This window comes from Paraburkholderia sp. GAS42 (assembly GCF_050436565.1).
In the GTDB taxonomy this organism is placed as follows: Bacteria; Pseudomonadota; Gammaproteobacteria; order Burkholderiales; family Burkholderiaceae; genus Paraburkholderia.
Genome location: NZ_JBNDML010000002.1, coordinates 340,511 through 357,777, shown reverse-complemented (window position 1 = coordinate 357,777; position 17,267 = coordinate 340,511). Strand labels below are relative to the sequence as shown.

14 protein-coding genes are annotated in these 17,267 nt (G+C 63.2%); 7 read left to right on the top strand and 7 right to left on the bottom strand.

Translation table 11 applies throughout. The annotated features are described in order from the left end of the window. Positions 1 to 238: 238 nt before the first annotated feature. Complete coding sequence (locus P3T16_RS04235) at positions 239 to 2,176, top strand: AI-2E family transporter (protein ID WP_429254357.1); 1,938 nt, start codon at positions 239 to 241, stop codon at positions 2,174 to 2,176. 132 nt (positions 2,177 to 2,308) lie between these two features. Further along, entirely contained in the window at positions 2,309 to 2,965 is a 657-nt protein-coding gene (locus P3T16_RS04230; protein ID WP_429341281.1) for an IMPACT family protein, read from the top strand. Positions 2,966 to 3,185: 220 nt separating this feature from the next. Here P3T16_RS04230 and P3T16_RS04225 read toward each other — a convergent pair whose 3' ends face one another. After that, complete coding sequence (locus P3T16_RS04225; RefSeq protein WP_429341280.1) at positions 3,186 to 4,331, bottom strand: branched-chain amino acid ABC transporter substrate-binding protein; 1,146 nt, start codon at positions 4,329 to 4,331, stop codon at positions 3,186 to 3,188. Between the two features lie 125 nt (positions 4,332 to 4,456). Then, positions 4,457 to 5,689 (bottom strand): NAD(P)/FAD-dependent oxidoreductase, encoded by a 1,233-nt coding sequence (locus tag P3T16_RS04220; RefSeq protein ID WP_429341279.1) that lies wholly within the window; start codon positions 5,687 to 5,689, stop codon positions 4,457 to 4,459. 267 nt (positions 5,690 to 5,956) lie between these two features. Here P3T16_RS04220 and P3T16_RS04215 point away from each other — a divergent pair, with 267 nt between their 5' ends. Both P3T16_RS04215 and P3T16_RS04210 read left to right on the top strand, forming a co-directional pair. After that, the gene (locus tag P3T16_RS04215) at positions 5,957 to 7,387 is read left to right on the top strand and encodes a PLP-dependent aminotransferase family protein (RefSeq protein WP_429341278.1); all 1,431 of its coding nucleotides are present in this window, start codon (positions 5,957 to 5,959) and stop codon (positions 7,385 to 7,387) included. A gap of 91 nt (positions 7,388 to 7,478) precedes the next feature. Next, positions 7,479 to 9,065 (top strand): inorganic phosphate transporter, encoded by a 1,587-nt coding sequence (locus tag P3T16_RS04210; RefSeq protein ID WP_429341277.1) that lies wholly within the window; start codon positions 7,479 to 7,481, stop codon positions 9,063 to 9,065. Positions 9,066 to 9,139: 74 nt separating this feature from the next. On the opposite strand, the gene ppk2 is transcribed toward P3T16_RS04210, so the two are convergent. Both ppk2 and P3T16_RS04200 read right to left on the bottom strand, forming a co-directional pair. Beyond that, the gene (gene ppk2, locus P3T16_RS04205; protein ID WP_429341276.1) at positions 9,140 to 10,066 is read right to left on the bottom strand and encodes a polyphosphate kinase 2; all 927 of its coding nucleotides are present in this window, start codon (positions 10,064 to 10,066) and stop codon (positions 9,140 to 9,142) included. A 298-nt stretch (positions 10,067 to 10,364) separates the two neighbouring features. Continuing rightward, positions 10,365 to 10,766 (bottom strand): VOC family protein, encoded by a 402-nt coding sequence (locus tag P3T16_RS04200; RefSeq protein WP_429341275.1) that lies wholly within the window; start codon positions 10,764 to 10,766, stop codon positions 10,365 to 10,367. A 235-nt stretch (positions 10,767 to 11,001) separates the two neighbouring features. On the opposite strand from P3T16_RS04200, the gene P3T16_RS04195 reads away from it, so the two are divergent. Then, positions 11,002 to 12,057, top strand: a complete 1,056-nt coding sequence (locus tag P3T16_RS04195) for a S1C family serine protease (protein WP_429341274.1) — start codon at positions 11,002 to 11,004, stop codon at positions 12,055 to 12,057. A gap of 97 nt (positions 12,058 to 12,154) precedes the next feature. After that, positions 12,155 to 12,379 carry a hypothetical protein gene (locus P3T16_RS04190; protein ID WP_429341273.1) on the top strand — a complete coding sequence of 75 codons (225 nt, stop codon included), beginning with the start codon at positions 12,155 to 12,157 and terminating at the stop codon, positions 12,377 to 12,379. A 406-nt stretch (positions 12,380 to 12,785) separates the two neighbouring features. Here the strand turns inward: P3T16_RS04190 and ggt are convergent, their stop codons facing one another. Beyond that, the gene (gene ggt, locus P3T16_RS04185) at positions 12,786 to 14,519 is read right to left on the bottom strand and encodes a gamma-glutamyltransferase (protein WP_429254347.1); all 1,734 of its coding nucleotides are present in this window, start codon (positions 14,517 to 14,519) and stop codon (positions 12,786 to 12,788) included. Positions 14,520 to 14,552: 33 nt separating this feature from the next. Between ggt and P3T16_RS04180 the strand changes: the two genes are divergently transcribed. Next, positions 14,553 to 14,825 (top strand): hypothetical protein, encoded by a 273-nt coding sequence (locus tag P3T16_RS04180; RefSeq protein ID WP_429341272.1) that lies wholly within the window; start codon positions 14,553 to 14,555, stop codon positions 14,823 to 14,825. 26 nt (positions 14,826 to 14,851) lie between these two features. On the opposite strand, the gene P3T16_RS04175 is transcribed toward P3T16_RS04180, so the two are convergent. After that, on the bottom strand, positions 14,852 to 16,255 hold the full coding sequence (locus tag P3T16_RS04175; RefSeq protein ID WP_429254346.1) for an MFS transporter: 1,404 nt from the start codon (positions 16,253 to 16,255) through the stop codon (positions 14,852 to 14,854). A gap of 215 nt (positions 16,256 to 16,470) precedes the next feature. Further along, positions 16,471 to 17,247, bottom strand: a complete 777-nt coding sequence (locus P3T16_RS04170) for an NTP transferase domain-containing protein (RefSeq protein ID WP_429254345.1) — start codon at positions 17,245 to 17,247, stop codon at positions 16,471 to 16,473. Positions 17,248 to 17,267 lie beyond the last annotated feature (20 nt).

Below are 17,267 nucleotides of genomic sequence, written 5' to 3'. Positions count from 1 at the left end.
GGCATTGCCCGTGAACGCGCCCAGGGTGGGGTCAATCCTGTTGGCCCCGCCCCGCATCACAGCGCATACTCGAAGGACGCACTGATCGTCGCGATCGCACCGATCGTTCCGCCGGCGCCGGGCGTTCCGGACGCGCCGGCTGAACACCATCGGGCATGCGGATTGCTGCGACTTCCCTGTTTATTTGCTAAGGCCGCCTTCGCGCGGCGATGCACCCTGTCACCCGGAACCCTGATCCATGAAACTCCCGTTGCCCCCACACGGAAGGCCCAATCGCGTGTATCCGCCGCGTACGCCGACGCTGCACGGTCTGGCGTCGGTCGTCACAGGCGTCGTGGTGGTCTGCGGGCTGTACTTCGGGCGCGCCGTCCTCATTCCGATCATTCTGTCGGTCCTGCTCAGCTTCCTGCTCGCGCCACTCGTCACCACGTTGCGGCGCCTGCATATGGGCCAGTTGCCGTCGATCTTCATCGCGGTATTTCTCGCGCTCGCGGTACTGCTGGGCGCGGGCGCGCTGATCGGCGCGCAGATCGTCCAGCTCGCGGCCGACCTGCCCCAGTATCAGCAGGCGATCGAGCGCAAGATCGAAACCGTGCAGGAGAAGACGGTCGGCCGCGCCGACGTATGGCTCAGCCGGGCCGCGAGCACGCTGCAACGCGTCGCTCCTTCGCGACCGGCGCCGCGCGTAACAGGCCGGCCCGCCCGCGGCACGCCCGCCGTGCCGATGCCGGTCGAGGTCCACGAGCCTGTACCGACGCCGCTCGAGCTTGCACAACGCGCGTTTTCTCCCGCGATCGCGCCGATCGAGACGACCTTCATCGTGCTGGTCGTGACGATCTTTATCCTGCTGCAACGCGAGGATCTGCGCGATCGCCTGATCAGCCTCTTCGGATCCAGCGACCTGCATCGCGCGACCACCGCAATCGATGACGCCGCGGTTCGTCTGAGCCGCTATTTCATCGCGCAGCTGGGTCTGAATCTCGGCGTCGGTGCGGTGATCGCGATCGGACTCGCGCTGCTCGGCGTACCGGGTGCGCTGCTGTTTGGCGTGATCGCCGCCCTGCTCCGGTTCGTCCCGTATATCGGAATCTGGATTGCGGCGGCGCTGGCCGTGTGTCTCGCGGCCGCCATCCAGCCGCAATGGACTATGGCCGTGTGGACGCTCGTGCTGTTCATCGTCGTCGATGTCGTGGCCGGGCAGATCGCCGAGCCGTTCCTGTATGGACATCGTTCGGGGCTGTCCCCGCTCGCGGTGATCGTCGCGGCGATTTTCTGGAGCTGGCTGTGGGGCCCGGTGGGCCTCGTGCTGTCGACGCCGCTCACGTTGTGCGTCGTCACACTCGGCCGCTACGCCGACCGGCTCAATTTCCTGACCGTGCTGCTGGGCGACCAGCCGGCGCTGACGCCTGCGCAGAATTTCTATCAACGGCTGCTGGCGAACGATCTGCATGAAGCCATCGTGCAGGCCGAGCGGCTGCTCGGTGAGATGTCGCTGATCGATTACTACGATCAGGTGGTGCTCGAAGGGCTTCGTCTCGCACGCAACGATGCGCTGCGCGGCGTGCTGCATTCGGAACAGCTCACGCGGATCAACGAGGCGCTGGTCGATATCGTCGAAAATCTCGAAGCGGTGGAAGGCGTGCAGGATGTGCTTGCGCTTCCCGATGCCACAGCGACATCTGACGATGAGGCGAAGGCATCGACAGTCGCGTTACGCGCGGAGCCCGTGCTGTGCATCTCCGGGCGTGGCGCGTTCGATGAAGTCGCGACTGCGATGGCAGTGCAGTTGCTGACGCGCTACCGGATAGCCTGCGTCTCGACGACGTACGAGCGCTTCCGTCGCGGCGATGCGGCCACGCTCGATGTCAATCGAGTACCGGTGATGTCTGTGATTTCGCTTGACGCGGCAGAATCGCCGCCTTATCTGCGCAATCTCGTGCGACGCGTGCGCGCGCGGGAGACGCCCGCCACGCTCATTCTCGCCTTCGGCGCGCCGCTGGACGGCACACCTGATAGCGTGCCGGCCGGCACACTCAGCACCACGACGTTCCGGGGTTTGATCGAAGAATGCCGCTCGGCCGTGAGCGTGATAGAGGACAAAATGGACGCAATGGACGAAAGAGAGATGACGGATCGACCAGGTGAGGAACCCGGTTTCGCCCCAGCCGGGAGCTAGATCCGCCACAGAAGCCATTATGCGGTTCGTCCCGGAGAACGTCACTACGCGTTCATGCAAGACACCGTTGCGAAATTCGCCAAAGCGTTGTGACGATCCGGGAGAACGCCCGCGCGCAGGCGATCCGTTACCATGACGCCTGAACCTTTCTTTACGGCCGACGTTTCCCTCTCTTCGCAGCACGCCCTCGCCTTGCCGACCTACACGCTTCCCGACGCCCTCACTGCCGAACTCGAGATCCGCAAGAGCCGCTTTATCGCGCACGCCATTCCCGTCGAGGACCGCGATGCGGCGATGGCCGAACTGCGTCGTCTGCGCGAGGCGCACCCGGGCGCCACGCACGTGTGCTGGGCCTTGCTGGCAGGCGGGCAATCCGGCATGTCCGATGATGGCGAGCCTTCGGGCACCGCGGGCCGGCCGATTCTGGAGGTGCTGCGGCATCACGACCTGGACGGTGTGCTCGCCGCGGTCGTGCGCTATTACGGCGGCGTCAAACTTGGCGCGGGCGGGCTCGTGCGGGCCTATACCGATGCGATCGCGACAGCGCTTCAGGATGCCCCGCGCGTCGAGCGCATCGCCCAGGCGTCGCTGACTGTCGAGATCAGTTACCCGGACGAAGCGCGCGTGCGCCGCTGGATCGAGCAGGAAAATCACGCACTCGCCGAAAGCGCTTACGGCATGGCCGTGCAGCTGACCATCCGCCTGCCCGTCACCGCGATCGACGGCGCGCGCGATGCCTTGCGCGACATGACGCAAGGCCGCGCGATTTTTCCCGAGGCGTCTTCGTAATCGCTATCGGTTGTCAACGCGTCGCCACGCAAAGCTACACGCATAACGTTTTGCATCAGAAGGGATTGCATCCAGGCACACGCGCGCAAAAAGAAAAAGACCGTTCGACAACGATGTCGGAACGGCCTTTTCGATGCAAAAACGGACGCGCGATCTGTTCCAGCCGGCTTGAAGCGGACGGCTGCGAAAACGCAGCCGGCCGCTTCGATGCACCCGAAAATCAGGTGCCGCCAATCGTCTTCTGGCTCTTCCACTGTCCCTGCTGCACTTCGAACAGCGTATAAGGCGGCTTGATCAGATCGCCATAGGGATCGAACGAGATCTTGCCCGTGACGCCTGTCACCGACACCTTCGCCAGACTATCGACAATCTTCTGCCGGTCGAGCGAATTCGCATCGTGGATGGCCTTGATCATCGCCAGCGCCGCGTCGTACGCGAACGGCGCGTATAACTCGACGTCCTGGTTAAAGCGCGCCTTGTACCGCTTGCCGAATTCCTGGGCAGCGGGCAGCTTGTCCAGCGCAGGACCCGGCTCCAGATCCTGCGTGCGTTCACCCGATGTGCCGGCAATCTGCAGGAAGGCATTGCTCTTCAGCGCGCCCGCACCGAACAGCTGGGCCGTCATGCCGAGTGAACGCATCTGTTTGACGAGCATTGCGCCCTGCTCATCCAGACCGCCAAAGAAAATCACGTCGACATTCTTGCTCTTCAACGTTGTCAGGATCGCGCGGAAGTCGACGGCCTTGTCGTTCGTGAACTCGCGATCGACGATGTTACCGTTCGCCTCCTTCGCGCCTTTTTCGAATGCATCGGCGAGGCCCTGACCGAACGCCGTGCGATCGTCGATGATGCCGATGCGCTTCGCCTTCAGCTGCTCGACAACGAAATGCCCCGCGACGATGCCGCCCACACCGTCATGACCCATCGTGCGGAACACGTTCTTGAAGCCCTGTTTGGTCAGTTGCGGGTTGGTCGAGCCAGGCGTGATCATCGCGACGTTCGCCTGATGGTAGACCGTCGATGCGGGAATGCTGCAACCCGAGTTGTAATGGCCGATCACGCCTACAACACCATCATCGACCAGCTTCTGCGCGACCTGGATCGCGACGCGCGGGTCGGCCTGATCGTCCTGCACGTCGAGCACGAACTTGACGGGCTTGCCCGCGACGGTCGGATGCTTCGCGTTTTCCTCGTCGAGCGCGAGCTGCGCGCCGTATTGCAGATCCTTGCCGACACGCGCAACCGGGCCCGTCAATGGCCCGACAAAACCGATTTTGACAACGTCGGGATCGGCAGCCCACGAAGACGGTATCTGCGCACCCAGCGCGCAGACTGCCAGACTCAAAAGCCAATAGCGGCGATTCATGATGCGCTCCTTTACGATATAAACGTCGCGCGTGGTGGTATCGACTGGCCCGACGCGCGACACGTCGAGGTCGTCCTGCGATGGCAGCAATCCGATGCGGCGCTTTCGCGCGGTTCCTTCGATCGTTAGAAACGCGCCGCTGCGTAAGGCCCGAGGTCGAGTGGCGGCGCTCGCCGTGCCACCAGATCGGCCACGATCTGGCCCGTCACGCCCGCGAGCGTCAGCCCCAGGTGCTGGTGACCGAACGCGTAGATCACGCGCTCACTGGCCCGCGACCGGCCGAGCACCGGCAGGCCGTCGGGTAGCGTCGGACGAAACCCGAGCCAGCTGCTATCCGGTGAATCGAGCCCCGGTAGCGCGCGCTTCGAAGAAAACGTCAGCAGATCGAGCAGCGAGCGGTTGCGCGTATCGCTGAATCCACCCAGTTCGACCGTGCCTGCGACGCGGATGCCATCGCTCATCGGCGTCATGTAAAAGCCGCGTTCGGCCCAGCCGACCGGCCGCGAAATCAGCTGCGTGGCGCCGGGATAACGCACGTGATAGCCACGCTCGGTATCCAGCGGCACGCGATCGCCGCACTGCTGCGCGAACGTTGCGGAGCGCGCGCCGGTAGCGATCACCACGTAATCGAAGCGACGTTGCGTGCCGCCTTCGATAACCAGCGACGCGCCATCGGCCGCCGGTTGTACGGCGCTCACCGTCGAGCGTTCGAGCGTCAGTCCGCCAGCGGCGAGGTGTTCAAAGAGCGTCTGCAGAAAGCTTTGCGGATTCGAGAAATGCCAGCTGTCGCTGAACAGCACGCCGCGCTCGAAGATCGGCGCGAGCGCGGGTTCGAGTTGCCGGATGTCATCCGCGGCCAGCACGTCGAAGCTGACGCCGAGCTTCTGTCGAAGATCCAGCGCACGACGCGCCGCATCGAACGACGCACCGTTCGAATACAGGTACAGGCATTCGCGTGAGCGCACGAACTGCTGGAGTTCAGGCCCGGCGAGGAGTGGCCCGTAACCGGCCTGCGCGTGCCCAAGCAGCGCGGCCAGCGCGCGGGCGCTCGCCTCGTACCGATGCGGCGTCGAACTCATGAGGAAACGGACCAGCCACGGCGCGAGGTGCGGCAGATAGCGCCAGCGCAAGCGGAACGGACTTTCGCTCGATAGCAGAAAGCGCGGCAGATCGCGAAACACGGACGGGTTGTTCACCGGAATGCACGCGTAGTGCGCGAACGTTCCCGCGTTGCCAAACGACGCCCCCTGCCCGACGCCCGAAGGGTCGAACAACGTGACGCGATGGCCGTCGCGCATCAGCCAGGCAGCGCTCGCAAGCCCGATAAATCCGGCGCCGACGATGGCAATCTCCGCCATTCCCTTTCCCCTCCGCATACCGGTGCGACGCTCGACGACCGGCGGTCGCGTCCACGCACCAGACAAACCATGACTCTAGAATCACACAAGAATTTTTTGTGTGCAATTAAAATACTGATTGTGTGGCATGGGATTTTCCCTGGCGCGATGCTGGCGCACTCTTTGCCACCCTTCAGGACGTTGTAGCGCGCCTTAACTGGTATAGAATCGGGACACTTGCCGCGAAGCTGCGGACAAAACCGGTTTTGTATGGAGACGCGCAAGAGAATGGCTTCGGACAAACCAGCAACGCGGGCCGACAATGGCGCAGGCGCGTCAGAAACAGCGGCGCGTTCGCCAACGCGAGCAAAACGCGCCACGTATGTCGAGGTATCGAGTTCGATCGAGGATGAGATCCGCAGCGGCGTCTATCCGCCGGGCAGCCGGCTGCCGCCGCAGCGCCAGCTTGCGACGGAGCTGGGTATCAACGTGTCGACGGTATCGCGCGCGTACAGGGAACTCCAGCTGCGTGGCCTCGTGATCGGCAGCAAACGGCGCGGCTCGCTCGTGACGGGTGGCGCGATGCCGAGCGTCGAACCGGCACGCGCCGTGAACAACGCGGCCGTCGATCTGACCGTGAACCGTCCGGCGACAGGCGAATTCCTGAACTGCCTCGCGCGTACGCTTGCCGAGTTGCCGCGCGATCCGCGCTATCCGTCGCTACAGGAATACCAGCCGCCGCAGGGGCCGCTGTGGGCGCGCGCCGCCGGCGCGAAGTGGATGGCCGCGCCCGGCTTCACGCCGGAGCCGGATCATGTCGTGGTGACGAGCGGCGCGCAGCACGGCCTCTACGCCGTGCTGAACAGCCTGATCGGCACGGACGGCGTCATCCTCGCCGACCAGCTCACGTACTACGGCCTGAAGGCGCTCGCGCCCGTGTTCCAGTTCGAGATTGTCGGCGTGCCGAGCGACCGCGACGGGCTGCTGACGGATGAAGTCGACCGCCTCTGCCGCCGCACGCGGGTGAAAGCAATCTTCACCGTGCCGAACCTGCAGAACCCGACCGTCACGACGATGAGCCTCGAACGCCGGATGGCACTCGTCGATGTCGCGCGCCGGCACGGCGTCACCATCATCGAAGACGACGTTTACGGTCCGCTTGTGTCCCAGCGTCTGCCGGCCATCGCAAGTCTCTGCCCCGAACTGACGTTTCACATCGCCGCGACGTCGAAGATCCTGGCGCCGGGCCTGCGTCTTGGGTATTTGCTGAGTCCACCGGATAGCTCCGCGCTTTGTGCGGAGGCCGTGCGCACCACCGCGTGGATGCCTGCGCCGATGTCGATGCTGATCGCGTCGATATGGATCGAGGACGGCACCGCGCGCCACATCATGAATGCACAACTCGCCGAAATCCGCGCACGGCACGACCTCGCGCGCGAACTGCTGCCTCAGGAACTGCTGGAGTCCGATCCGGCCTGCATGTTTGTCTGGCTCAGGCTGCCGCCACCGTGGCGCGCCGACGATTTCGCGGCCAATGCGAAGGCGCGCGGCGTGATCGTGATGCCGTCGTCGGCCTTTGCAGTCGACCGCTCGGAGATCGAGCACGGCGTGCGGATCAATCTCGCGTGCGCGTCGAGCCGCGACCAGCTGGTGAGCGCGCTGCGGTTGCTTGCGGGCACGCTGAAAGATCGCCCGCGCGCGCTCTTCGGCACGATTTAAGGGGCATACCGACACCGTTCTGTCATCAGCCGGACATACACGCCCTGCACGATCGAAAGTCCCCCCAAACCGATCTCTCCAGGGCAAGCCCATGCCAGAACTCTCCTATCCGCAACCGGAAGCAGCAGCTGGACGAGGCCGGAGCGCGAGCCTCATCGTCTTCATGCTGGTCATCGCCGTGGGCGCCTTTTACGTCGCCACGCATCTGATCGACGATCTGCAGCCGCTTCGCCCCAACGCTTTTGTGCCGTACTTCCTGCTCGGCGTTGCGTTGCTGATCGCGCTGGGGTTCGAGTTCGTCAATGGTTTTCACGACACCGCGAACGCCGTCGCGACCGTCATCTATACGCATTCGCTGACGCCGAATCTTGCCGTCGTCTGGTCGGGCGCATGGAATTTTCTCGGCGTGCTGACGTCGAGCGGCGCGGTCGCGTTCGGCATCCTGCAGCTGCTGCCTGTCGAGCTGATCCTGCAGGTCGGCAGTAGCGCGGGTTTCGCGATGGTGTTCGCGCTGCTGATCGCCGCGATCATCTGGAATCTGGGTACGTGGTATTTCGGGCTGCCGTCGTCGAGTTCGCATACGTTGATCGGCTCGATCATCGGCGTGGGCCTGATGAACCAGTTGATTCATGGTTCGTCGGGCACGAGCGGCGTGGACTGGAACCAGGCGCTCGGCGTCGGCAAGGCGCTGCTGTTTTCGCCGCTGATCGGATTTCTGGCGGCCGCACTGCTGCTGCTCGTGTTGAAGGCGGTCGTGCGCGTGCCGTCGCTCTACGCGGAACCGAAGGGCAAAAAGCCGCCGCCGTTCTGGATCCGCAGCCTGCTGATCCTCACCTGTACGGGCGTTTCGTTCGCGCACGGTTCCAACGATGGCCAGAAAGGCATGGGCCTCATCATGCTGATCCTGATCGGCACGGTGCCCACTTCATTCGCACTGAACAAGGCCGTGACGACCTCCGAAACGCAGACGTTCCTCGCCGTTGCGCAACAGACGTCCACGACGCTCGCGAAGTACACGAACGGCGCGCCGCTGTCGGCGAATCCGCGGGCCGACGTGGAAGCCTTCGTGCAGACGCGCCAGCTCGCGCCCGCGACGGTGCCGGCGCTGAAACAGCTGATCGACCTGATCGGGCAGCAGGTCGGCTCGTCGGGTTCGATGGCCAGCGTGCCGAAGGACATGGTCGATAACGTGCGCAACAACATGTACGTCGCGTCCGAAGCGATCCGTCTGATGGAAAAGGCGAAGCAACCCGCCTTCGCCGCCGACGACCTCAAGGCCATCGACAACTTCAAGAAGCAGACCGACCACGCCACCAAGTTCATTCCGACGTGGGTGAAGGTCGCGGTCGCGATCGCGCTGGGGCTCGGCACGATGGTCGGCTGGAAGCGGATCGTCGTGACAGTCGGCGAAAAGATCGGCAGGCAGCATCTGACGTACGGGCAAGGTGCATCCGCCGAACTGGTCGCGATGCTGACGATCGGCGCGGCGGACGTGTACGGTCTGCCGGTTTCGACGACGCACGTGCTGTCGTCCGGTGTGGCGGGTACGATGGCCGCCAACGGTTCCGGCCTGCAATGGAACACCGTGCGCAGCCTCGTGATGGCATGGGTGCTGACGCTGCCGGTTTCGATCGTGCTGGCGGGCGGGCTTTACTGGGTGTTCCGCCACGTGTTCTAAAGCGGCATCGACATAACGAAAAAGGCGGCGCGCACATATTGAACTGCGCGCCGCCTTTTTTATGCCCGGTCGAATCAGTAGATTTCCGGCACGATCATTGAAGCAGGCACCGGCTGGCGGATGTACTCCGTGTTGAACACGCGGTCGGGCAGCGAGATCGTCGGATGCTCGATCTCGTGATACGGCACCTGGCTCAGCAGATGGTGAATGCAGTTCAGACGCGCGCGCTTCTTGTCGACGGCCTGCGCGACCCACCACGGCGCTTCGGGAATGTGCGAGCGATGTAGCATGACTTCTTTCGCCTGCGTATAGGCTTCCCAGCGACGGCGGCTTTCCAGGTCCATCGGGCTCAGCTTCCATTGCTTGAGCGGATCGTGAATGCGGTTCTGGAAGCGGATTTCCTGCTCTTCGTCGGTGATCGAAAACCAGTATTTGACGATCTGGATGCCGCTTCTCACCAGCATCTTTTCGAACTCCGGCACTGAGCGGAAAAACTCTTCGTACTCGTCGTCGGAGCAGAAATTCATCACGCGCTCAACGCCCGCCCGGTTGTACCAGCTGCGATCGAACAGCACCATTTCACCGCCGGCCGGCAGATGCTGCGTATAGCGCTGGAAATACCACTGCGTGCGTTCGCGGTTGTTCGGCGCAGGCAGCGCGGCCACGCGGCACACGCGTGGGTTCAGACGCTGCGTGATGCGCTTGATCGCTCCGCCCTTGCCCGCTGCATCCCGGCCTTCGAAGATCACGACGAGCCGGTGACCCGTGTGCACGATCCAGTCCTGCAGTTTGACGAGTTCGCCCTGCAGGCGGAACAGCTCGCGGAAATAGTGCTTGCGCGCTTCGCGGGCTTCAGCGGTCAGGCCGTCCGCGCCGTCGATGATGCGATCGTCCACTTCCATTTCGAGTTCCTCGTCGTATGCATCGATGAGGTCTTCTTCGAAACGGCGCTGACGTTCCGCGAATGCCGCGGCGTCGTGGGCCATGTCATGTTCTTTCATCGTCATTCTCCTGTGCGACGGAAGCAGGCTGCAAAACGGGGGCTGCACGCCAGATGCGTGCAGCGTCGGCGGGTCGATTATCGAAGCGCGAGGTGTCAAGCGTGTTACCCCGGCGTGGCTGTCATACGGTGCGGCGGTGGTTCGTCTTGACGTATGCGGCGAGGCCAGCGGCCGAGGCCCTGTCCTGAGTCATTTGCAAACGGCAAAGGGACATCATAGCGAGTTTCTGGCGACGATCAGAAGCCTGACGGCAGCCGCTTTTCCTGCGTTTCGAAACGGGCGGACAGCGAAGACGGACTTATCTGTTGTCGCCTTGCAGCGGACGCGCAAAGCTCAACTCGTGCCCGTCCGGGTCGACGATATGAAAGTATCGCTCGCCCCACGGCGCATCGGATGGCGCGAATTCCGGCTTGAGGCCGGCGGCTTCCGCCTTCCGGTACATGCCGTCTACGTCCGACACATGGATGATCACGCGCCCCCACCAGTTGATCGGACCGCGCGTGTCGGCAATCAGGTTCAGGAATGACGTGCCCAGCGCGAATGATGTAAATGCCTCGTCAGGACCACCGAACCGGCGAGGAAAACCGAGCGCCTCGTAGAACGCCACCGCGCGCGCCATGTCGTGCGTCGCGAGCGTGATCGCGCTCAGCGATTCGACACGCGGCGCGTTCGGGGTGGACGGGTTCGCTGGCTGGTTCATGCTGTCGTGCTCCTTTGGCGCTGCGGGCCGCTGCGGCGTGGCGGCATGGCAGGTCCGTTGAGTCTTGCCGTCCTCGCGCCACGGCTCGCTGAGCCGCCCCGCGGGTCCCTGAAGACCGCTGCAAGGCAGGCGTCAGGGAAGTGTCTCACAGGCGCCTGTGCACGCGCTCTTCAGGGCTCTTGAAAAACGGCGGCGCGACCCTGCATCTGCGTATCCATCTATCTGGAGCTTCATCATGGGAAGCCGTCCCCGTTTCATCGATGATCTGCCGCCCGGCGCGCCCGATGCGGCCGACGCTACCGCTGCGCTCCCCCTCGCCGACGACGACGCGCTGCTCGACGCGTACTCCCGCACGGTCATCGGCGCACTCGAACGCGTGCAGCAGGCCGTCGCGTTCATTTCGGTCGAACGGCGCCTGCCGGGCGACGCTAATGGCCATCATGGCCACGGCCGCGGCACGCGCGGTGGCACTGGCTCGGGCTTTCTCTTCACGCCTGACGGCTATCTGCTGACCAACAGCCACGTCGTGCACGGCGCGACGCATATTCGCGTGACACTCGCCGACGGCGCGAAATTCGACGCCGATCTCGTCGGCGACGATCCGGACAGCGATCTCGCGGTGCTGCGGATCGGCTCGCCCGAACCGTTGCCACACGTCGAGCTGGGCGAATCCGGCAAGCTGCGCGTCGGGCAGATCGCGATCGCGGTCGGCAATCCGCTCGGGCTTGCGCAGACGGTCACGACGGGCGTGGTATCGGCGCTCGGCCGCTCGTTGCGCTCGAACTCCGGACGCATGATCTACGACGTGATCCAGACCGACGCCGCGCTGAACCCGGGCAACTCGGGCGGCCCGCTGATCAATTCGGCGGGCCAGGTGGTTGGCGTGAACACCGCGATCATCCCCGGCGCGCAGGCGATCTGCTTCGCGACGGCGATCGATACGGCGAAGTGGGTGATCATGCAGCTCTTCGCGTATGGGCGCGTGCGGCGCGCCTATATTGGCGTGGCCGGCACGACGACGCCCATCTCGCGGCGTGTGCAGCGGTATTTCGGGCTGAATTTGGTCAGCGGGGTGCATGTGATGGAGGTCGTCAAAGGCAGTCCGGCGGCGGCGGCCGGCGTGCGCATGGACGATACGATTGTTGCGGTTGACGGCGTGGAAGTGGATAGCGTCGATGGATTGCAGCGCGCGCTCGGTGCTTCGCGGATCGATCGGGTCGTTTCGGTGGCCGTGCTGCGTGGCGCGCAAAAGCTTGAGTTGGCGTTGACACCGGTTGAGCAGGCCAGTTAGCCGTTTCGTTGCCTATACTGGGGAGATCGATCAGCTGCTGAGGAGAGCGACTTGGCCCGTGACTACCAGGTGAAAGTTGCACGGGATATCGCTGGATATGATGATTCCGGCATTCCCAGAGTCAGGCGCGGACCCGCGCGGGTTGTGGTTGTTGCTGCGCAGCATGAACTTGAGTTCGCTGATCGCGAAGCGCTTGAACGGTTTGTTTTTGCCTGCCGGCGGGCTGGGGATGAGGCTTTTTCTTCTTTGTCGTCATCTCTATCTTCTTCTGATGATGCGGATCACGCTGCCGCGTGGTGTCGGTTTTTTGAGCGGATTTTGAAGCTTTAGGGTTGGTTCTGGTTTGGGTTTGGTTTGGTTTGTTTTGGCCTTTCCTTGTATTCGTGTCGGTCTATTGGCGTCGCCCCTGTGCGGGGCGGCACCTACTTTTCTTTGTCCTTGCCAAAGAAAAGTAGGCAAAAGAAAGGCGCTTCGATAACGCCCCGCCTCTCGGTGCATCATCGTCGGGGAATGGCACCCCATGAAGTGTCGCCCCCGCACTTCACGCGGTATGGGTCCGCGCACGGGCCGTTCCCTCGCACAGCATCGCTCGTGACACAGCGCTCATTCATCCGGCTTCGCACTTCGTGCGTCGCCGTGCAGTATTTCGTGTGAAGTGCTGCTTTTCCAATAAAAGACGGGCATCGAATTTCGATGCCCGTCCTGTTGCGTCGTTTCAGCTACGACGCTTACTGAACTACCCGCGTTACGCCTCTCCCCCGTGGGTCGGAAACGGGTTCCGGGGTGTCGCCGTTGATCTTGATCGCCTGGATGTCGCCGCTAAAGTCCTGGCCCTTCAGCACGTAACCTTTCGCCTCGATCTCCTTCGCCAGCTCGCCATCGATCGGCTTGTACGGCTCCCAGAAAATCGTGTTCGGCGGCAGCAACTGGTGGTGGAAGCGCATCGCGGACACCGCTTCCGGTAACGGCATCCTGAAGTCGTAAACGTTGTTGATCACCTGGAAAATCGACGTGAAAATGCGTGAGCCTCCAGGCGTGCCAATCACCAGCGATACCTTGCCGTCCTTCGTCAAGATCGTCGGCGACATCGACGACAACGGGCGCTTCTTCGGCTCGATCGAGTTCGCGTCGCTCCCCACCACGCCAAACATGTTCGGCACGCCAGGCTTCGCCGCAAAGTCGTCCATCTCGTCGTTCAACACAATGCCCGTCCCCTCCGCCACGACGCCCGAGCCAAAGTAGCCGTTGATCGTGTACGTGTTCGACACCGCATTGCCCCACTTGTCCACCACCGAGAAGTGCGTCGTCTCCGCCTTCTCCGGCATCGATGTGCCAAGGCCCGGTTGCACACTCTTAGTGTCCGACGGCGTAGTCGGGTTCACCTCGGCAGCGCGCTTTGCAATGTAGGCGTCGTCAGTCAACTGCGCGACCGGTACCTTGTAGAAATCCGGGTCGCCCAGGTATTGCGCGCGGTCAGCAAATACGCGCTTCTCGATCTCCGCAATCAGATGCACGTATTGCGCCGAATTCAACGACACATCCTTGAAGTCCGGCGCGAGATCCGCCTTCATCTTCAACAGCTGCACAAGGCCAATACCGCCCGAGCTCGGCGGCGGCGCCGTAATCACGTGGTAGCCATTCCAGTTCGCTTCGATCGGCTTGCGCCACACAGCACGATAGTCCTGCAGGTCCCGTTTCGTGATCGCGCCATGGCCGCGCATCGATGCCGCAATCAGATCAGCAGTCTTGCCGTTGTAGAAGTCCTTCGGGCCGTCGTGCGCGATGCGCGTCAGCACCGCGGCCAGATCAGGCTGCTTGAAGTTGACGCCCTGCTTCAGGTTGCCAAAATACGTGTCGAAGTTGGTCTTGCCGTCGAAATCTTTCGACGCTGCTTCGCGACGTTTGTCGAGCTGCTCGTCGACTTCGAAACCGTCCGTTGCGTACTTGATCGCCGGTGCAAGAACCTGCTTCCACCTCAGCCGGCCGAAGCGGTGCTGTGCTTCCCACATGCCCGCCACGGTGCCCGGCACGCCGACGGCGTAGTAGCCAAAGAGGCTCTTGCCCTTGATGACGTTGCCCTGGTCATCGAGGTACATGTTGCGGGTCGCGGCGAGCGGCGCGCGCTCGCGATAGTCGATGAAATACGGCTTGCCGTTCACGTACAGCGACATGAAGCCGCCACCGCCAATGTTGCCCGCCTCCGGATACGTCACGGCAAGCGTAAAGGCGATCGCGACAGCAGCATCGACCGCGTTGCCGCCTTCCTTGAAGATCTGTTCGGCAGCATCCGCACTGTATTTGTCGGCGACCGCGATCGCCGACGCGTTCAGTACGGCCGGTTGTGGTTTGACGACGCCCTTCGCAACGGCCGGCGTGGTCTCGAGAAAGGCCGTCGAAGCCGATACCAGCGCAACCAGCGCAAAGCCCGTTGCCGACGATTTCGCATTGTTAAACAGCTTCATTGCTTATCCCCCAGGTCAACTTCCGATGCAGCGATGAACAAGTCGGTTCTGCGCTTATATCACGGCAGTCGGGGGTTTGCGAAGCGCTCGACGGCGCTCCACGCATGGCGCGGTGCGCTAAATATCATCCAGTGCAAGGCAACGCATGAAGGCGGGTCAATCGTCAAGCAGGTCACAACGGGTACCGTAAGAGGTGCGATCGTGACGGCATCGTCGACCAACGTGACGGGCAAAGCGCTCAAGGCACACGTGCGAACGAACGTGCTGTTGTCCCGCGCGCCGCCGCCATCGCGGCGCAACAGTTGACCGTTGTACGGACAACGCAACGTCAGTTATGTGCTGCCGCGGCTTCCACGCGCGATTTCGTCGCCGCTACCGTGTGGAAGCCGCGCCGTGATGGGTATCGAGCACACCGAGAACAGTCCGACTACGAGAAACGCCGGCCAGAAATCCGACCAGACGATCGTCGCATGCCCCTGAAGATCGTGCGAAATCTGCAGCACGAGGCCCGCGATGGTCACGCCGAGCCCAAGTGAAATCTGCTGGATCACGCTCGCCACACTCGTCGCGCGGCCAATGTCGCGGCTTGGAATATCGGCGTACGCCAGCGAGTTCAGGCTCGTGAACTGCAGCGAAGGAAACACGCCACCGACCAGCACCACACACCAGATCAGCCAGTGCGGCGTACCGGGCACGAAGAGCCCGTAGATGGCGATCACGAGCCCCGCGATTGCCGCATTGACCATCAACACACGACGAAAGCCGAAGCGCGCGAGCACGCCCGACGCAAACGTCTTCATGAAGATCGAGCCGAACGCAGACGCGCACGTGATCGCGCCCGCCGCGAAAGCGGTCAGCCCGAGCCCTTCCTGTAGCGCAAGGGGCAGCAGAAACGGCACCGCGCCAAGCCCGATGCGAAACAGCGAACCGCCCACCACGCTCGCGTGAAAACTCGGAATGCGCAGAAAGCGCAGATCGAGCACGGGCAACTCGACGCGCCGCGCATAGAACCAGTAGACCAGCAGCAGAAGCGCGCCGGCCAGGCACATGACGGTCGACGTCTCGCCCGAAACCAGCTCCCCACCGACGAGCGACAACCCAAGCATGAACAGCGACGCGCCGCCCGCTGACAGCACGAAGCCCGTCCAGTCGAGCCGCCCCGGATGCGCCTCGCGCACGTTCGCGATATGCCGGTTCGCAAGCCAGATACCGAAGATCCCGATCGGAATGTTGATGAAAAAAATCAGCCGCCAGTGGAGATAGGTGGTGATGAAACCGCCGAGCGGCGGCCCGACCACAGGTCCGAGCAACGCGGGCACCGTGAGATAGTTGACGGCCCGAATGAAGTCCGACTTCGGCACCGAGCGGAAAATGATGATCCGCCCGACCGGCACCATCATCGCGCCGCCGATGCCCTGCACGAAGCGCGCGACGACAAACATCGCGAGCGACGTCGACGCCGCGCTCATCAGCGAGCCGACGATAAAAATGCCGATCGCCGTACGAAAGACGGTGCGCGAACCGAAGCGGTCTGCGACCCAGCCGCAGATCGGAATGAACACGCCAAGGCCGATCACGTACGCGGTGACCGCGAGCTTGAGCGTAATGGGATCGTGACCGAGGTCGCGCGCGAGAGCCGGGAGTGACGTCACGATGACCGTGGCGTCGACGTTTTCCATGAACATCGCACACGCGACGATCAGTGGAACGATGAACGTGCCTAGGGCAAGAGGCATTGGCAGAGGGACGGCAGGCGGAAAAACCGCAGACGCAAAGCCGCGATTATCGCATCGCTCGCTTGCGTGATGCTGTCAATCCGGCACCACGCAAGATACTCGCGCTGACGCAATCACTGATATGCCGGCGCAAGCGGCAGCCTTTGCGACGGGAGGTGCATGAACGCGCGGCGCGGCGCGCGTTCATGCATTCATGCGTTCATGCGCTAAGGGCTTTAAGGCGTGGTCTGACGGGCGAGGCTGAAGAACGGACGCAACTGCGTCAGAATCTCGCGGCCCGCACGGGCGACGTCGTTCGGGAAGTCGATCTCGATCCACGGCGCACCCGTCACGTCGGCGGTATCGAACACCTGGCTGCGTTCGAGCAGCAGGTCGCGCACCGCTTCCTCGTGCGGCATGTTCGCGCGGCCGCTGTCGATGTAGCCCGCAACGATTTCAGCGAAACGGCGCGCGGTTTCTTCGCGGAAGCGGAAGAAGCCAACCGATTCGCCGATCGTGTCGAATTGCAGGCCCACAGCCAGCTGCTTGCGCAGTTCGACCGGCACGCCATCCTGCAGACACAGTTTGACCGGCTCGTCGCCGGTTTCGAAATCGCGGTCGATCAGCAGACGGTTGACCGATTCGCCCGCCACGAGCTCGCTCAGGATGCGTTCGTCGTAGAGCACGTCGGCGTCCATCACCAGCACGTCGCCGCCACGCGTGAGCGCGTCAGCAACGGTATGCACGGTCAGCACGCTGCCGAGGTCGTAGCGCGGGTTCAACACGATCTCGACCGGATGCGGCCAGCCGATGCGCGTCAGTTCTGCCTCGACAAGTTCCGGCTGGAAGCCGAGCGCGAGCACGACATCGTGAACGCCGGCGGCGTCAAGCATCTGCAGATGACGCTCGAGCAGGGTCACGCCGTCGAATTGCAACAGGCACTTCGGAAACTGATCGCCAGCCGGTTGCTGGAGACGCAGGCCAAGACCTGCAGCAAGGATGATCGCGCGCATGGGCGGCCCTTTTTTGTAAA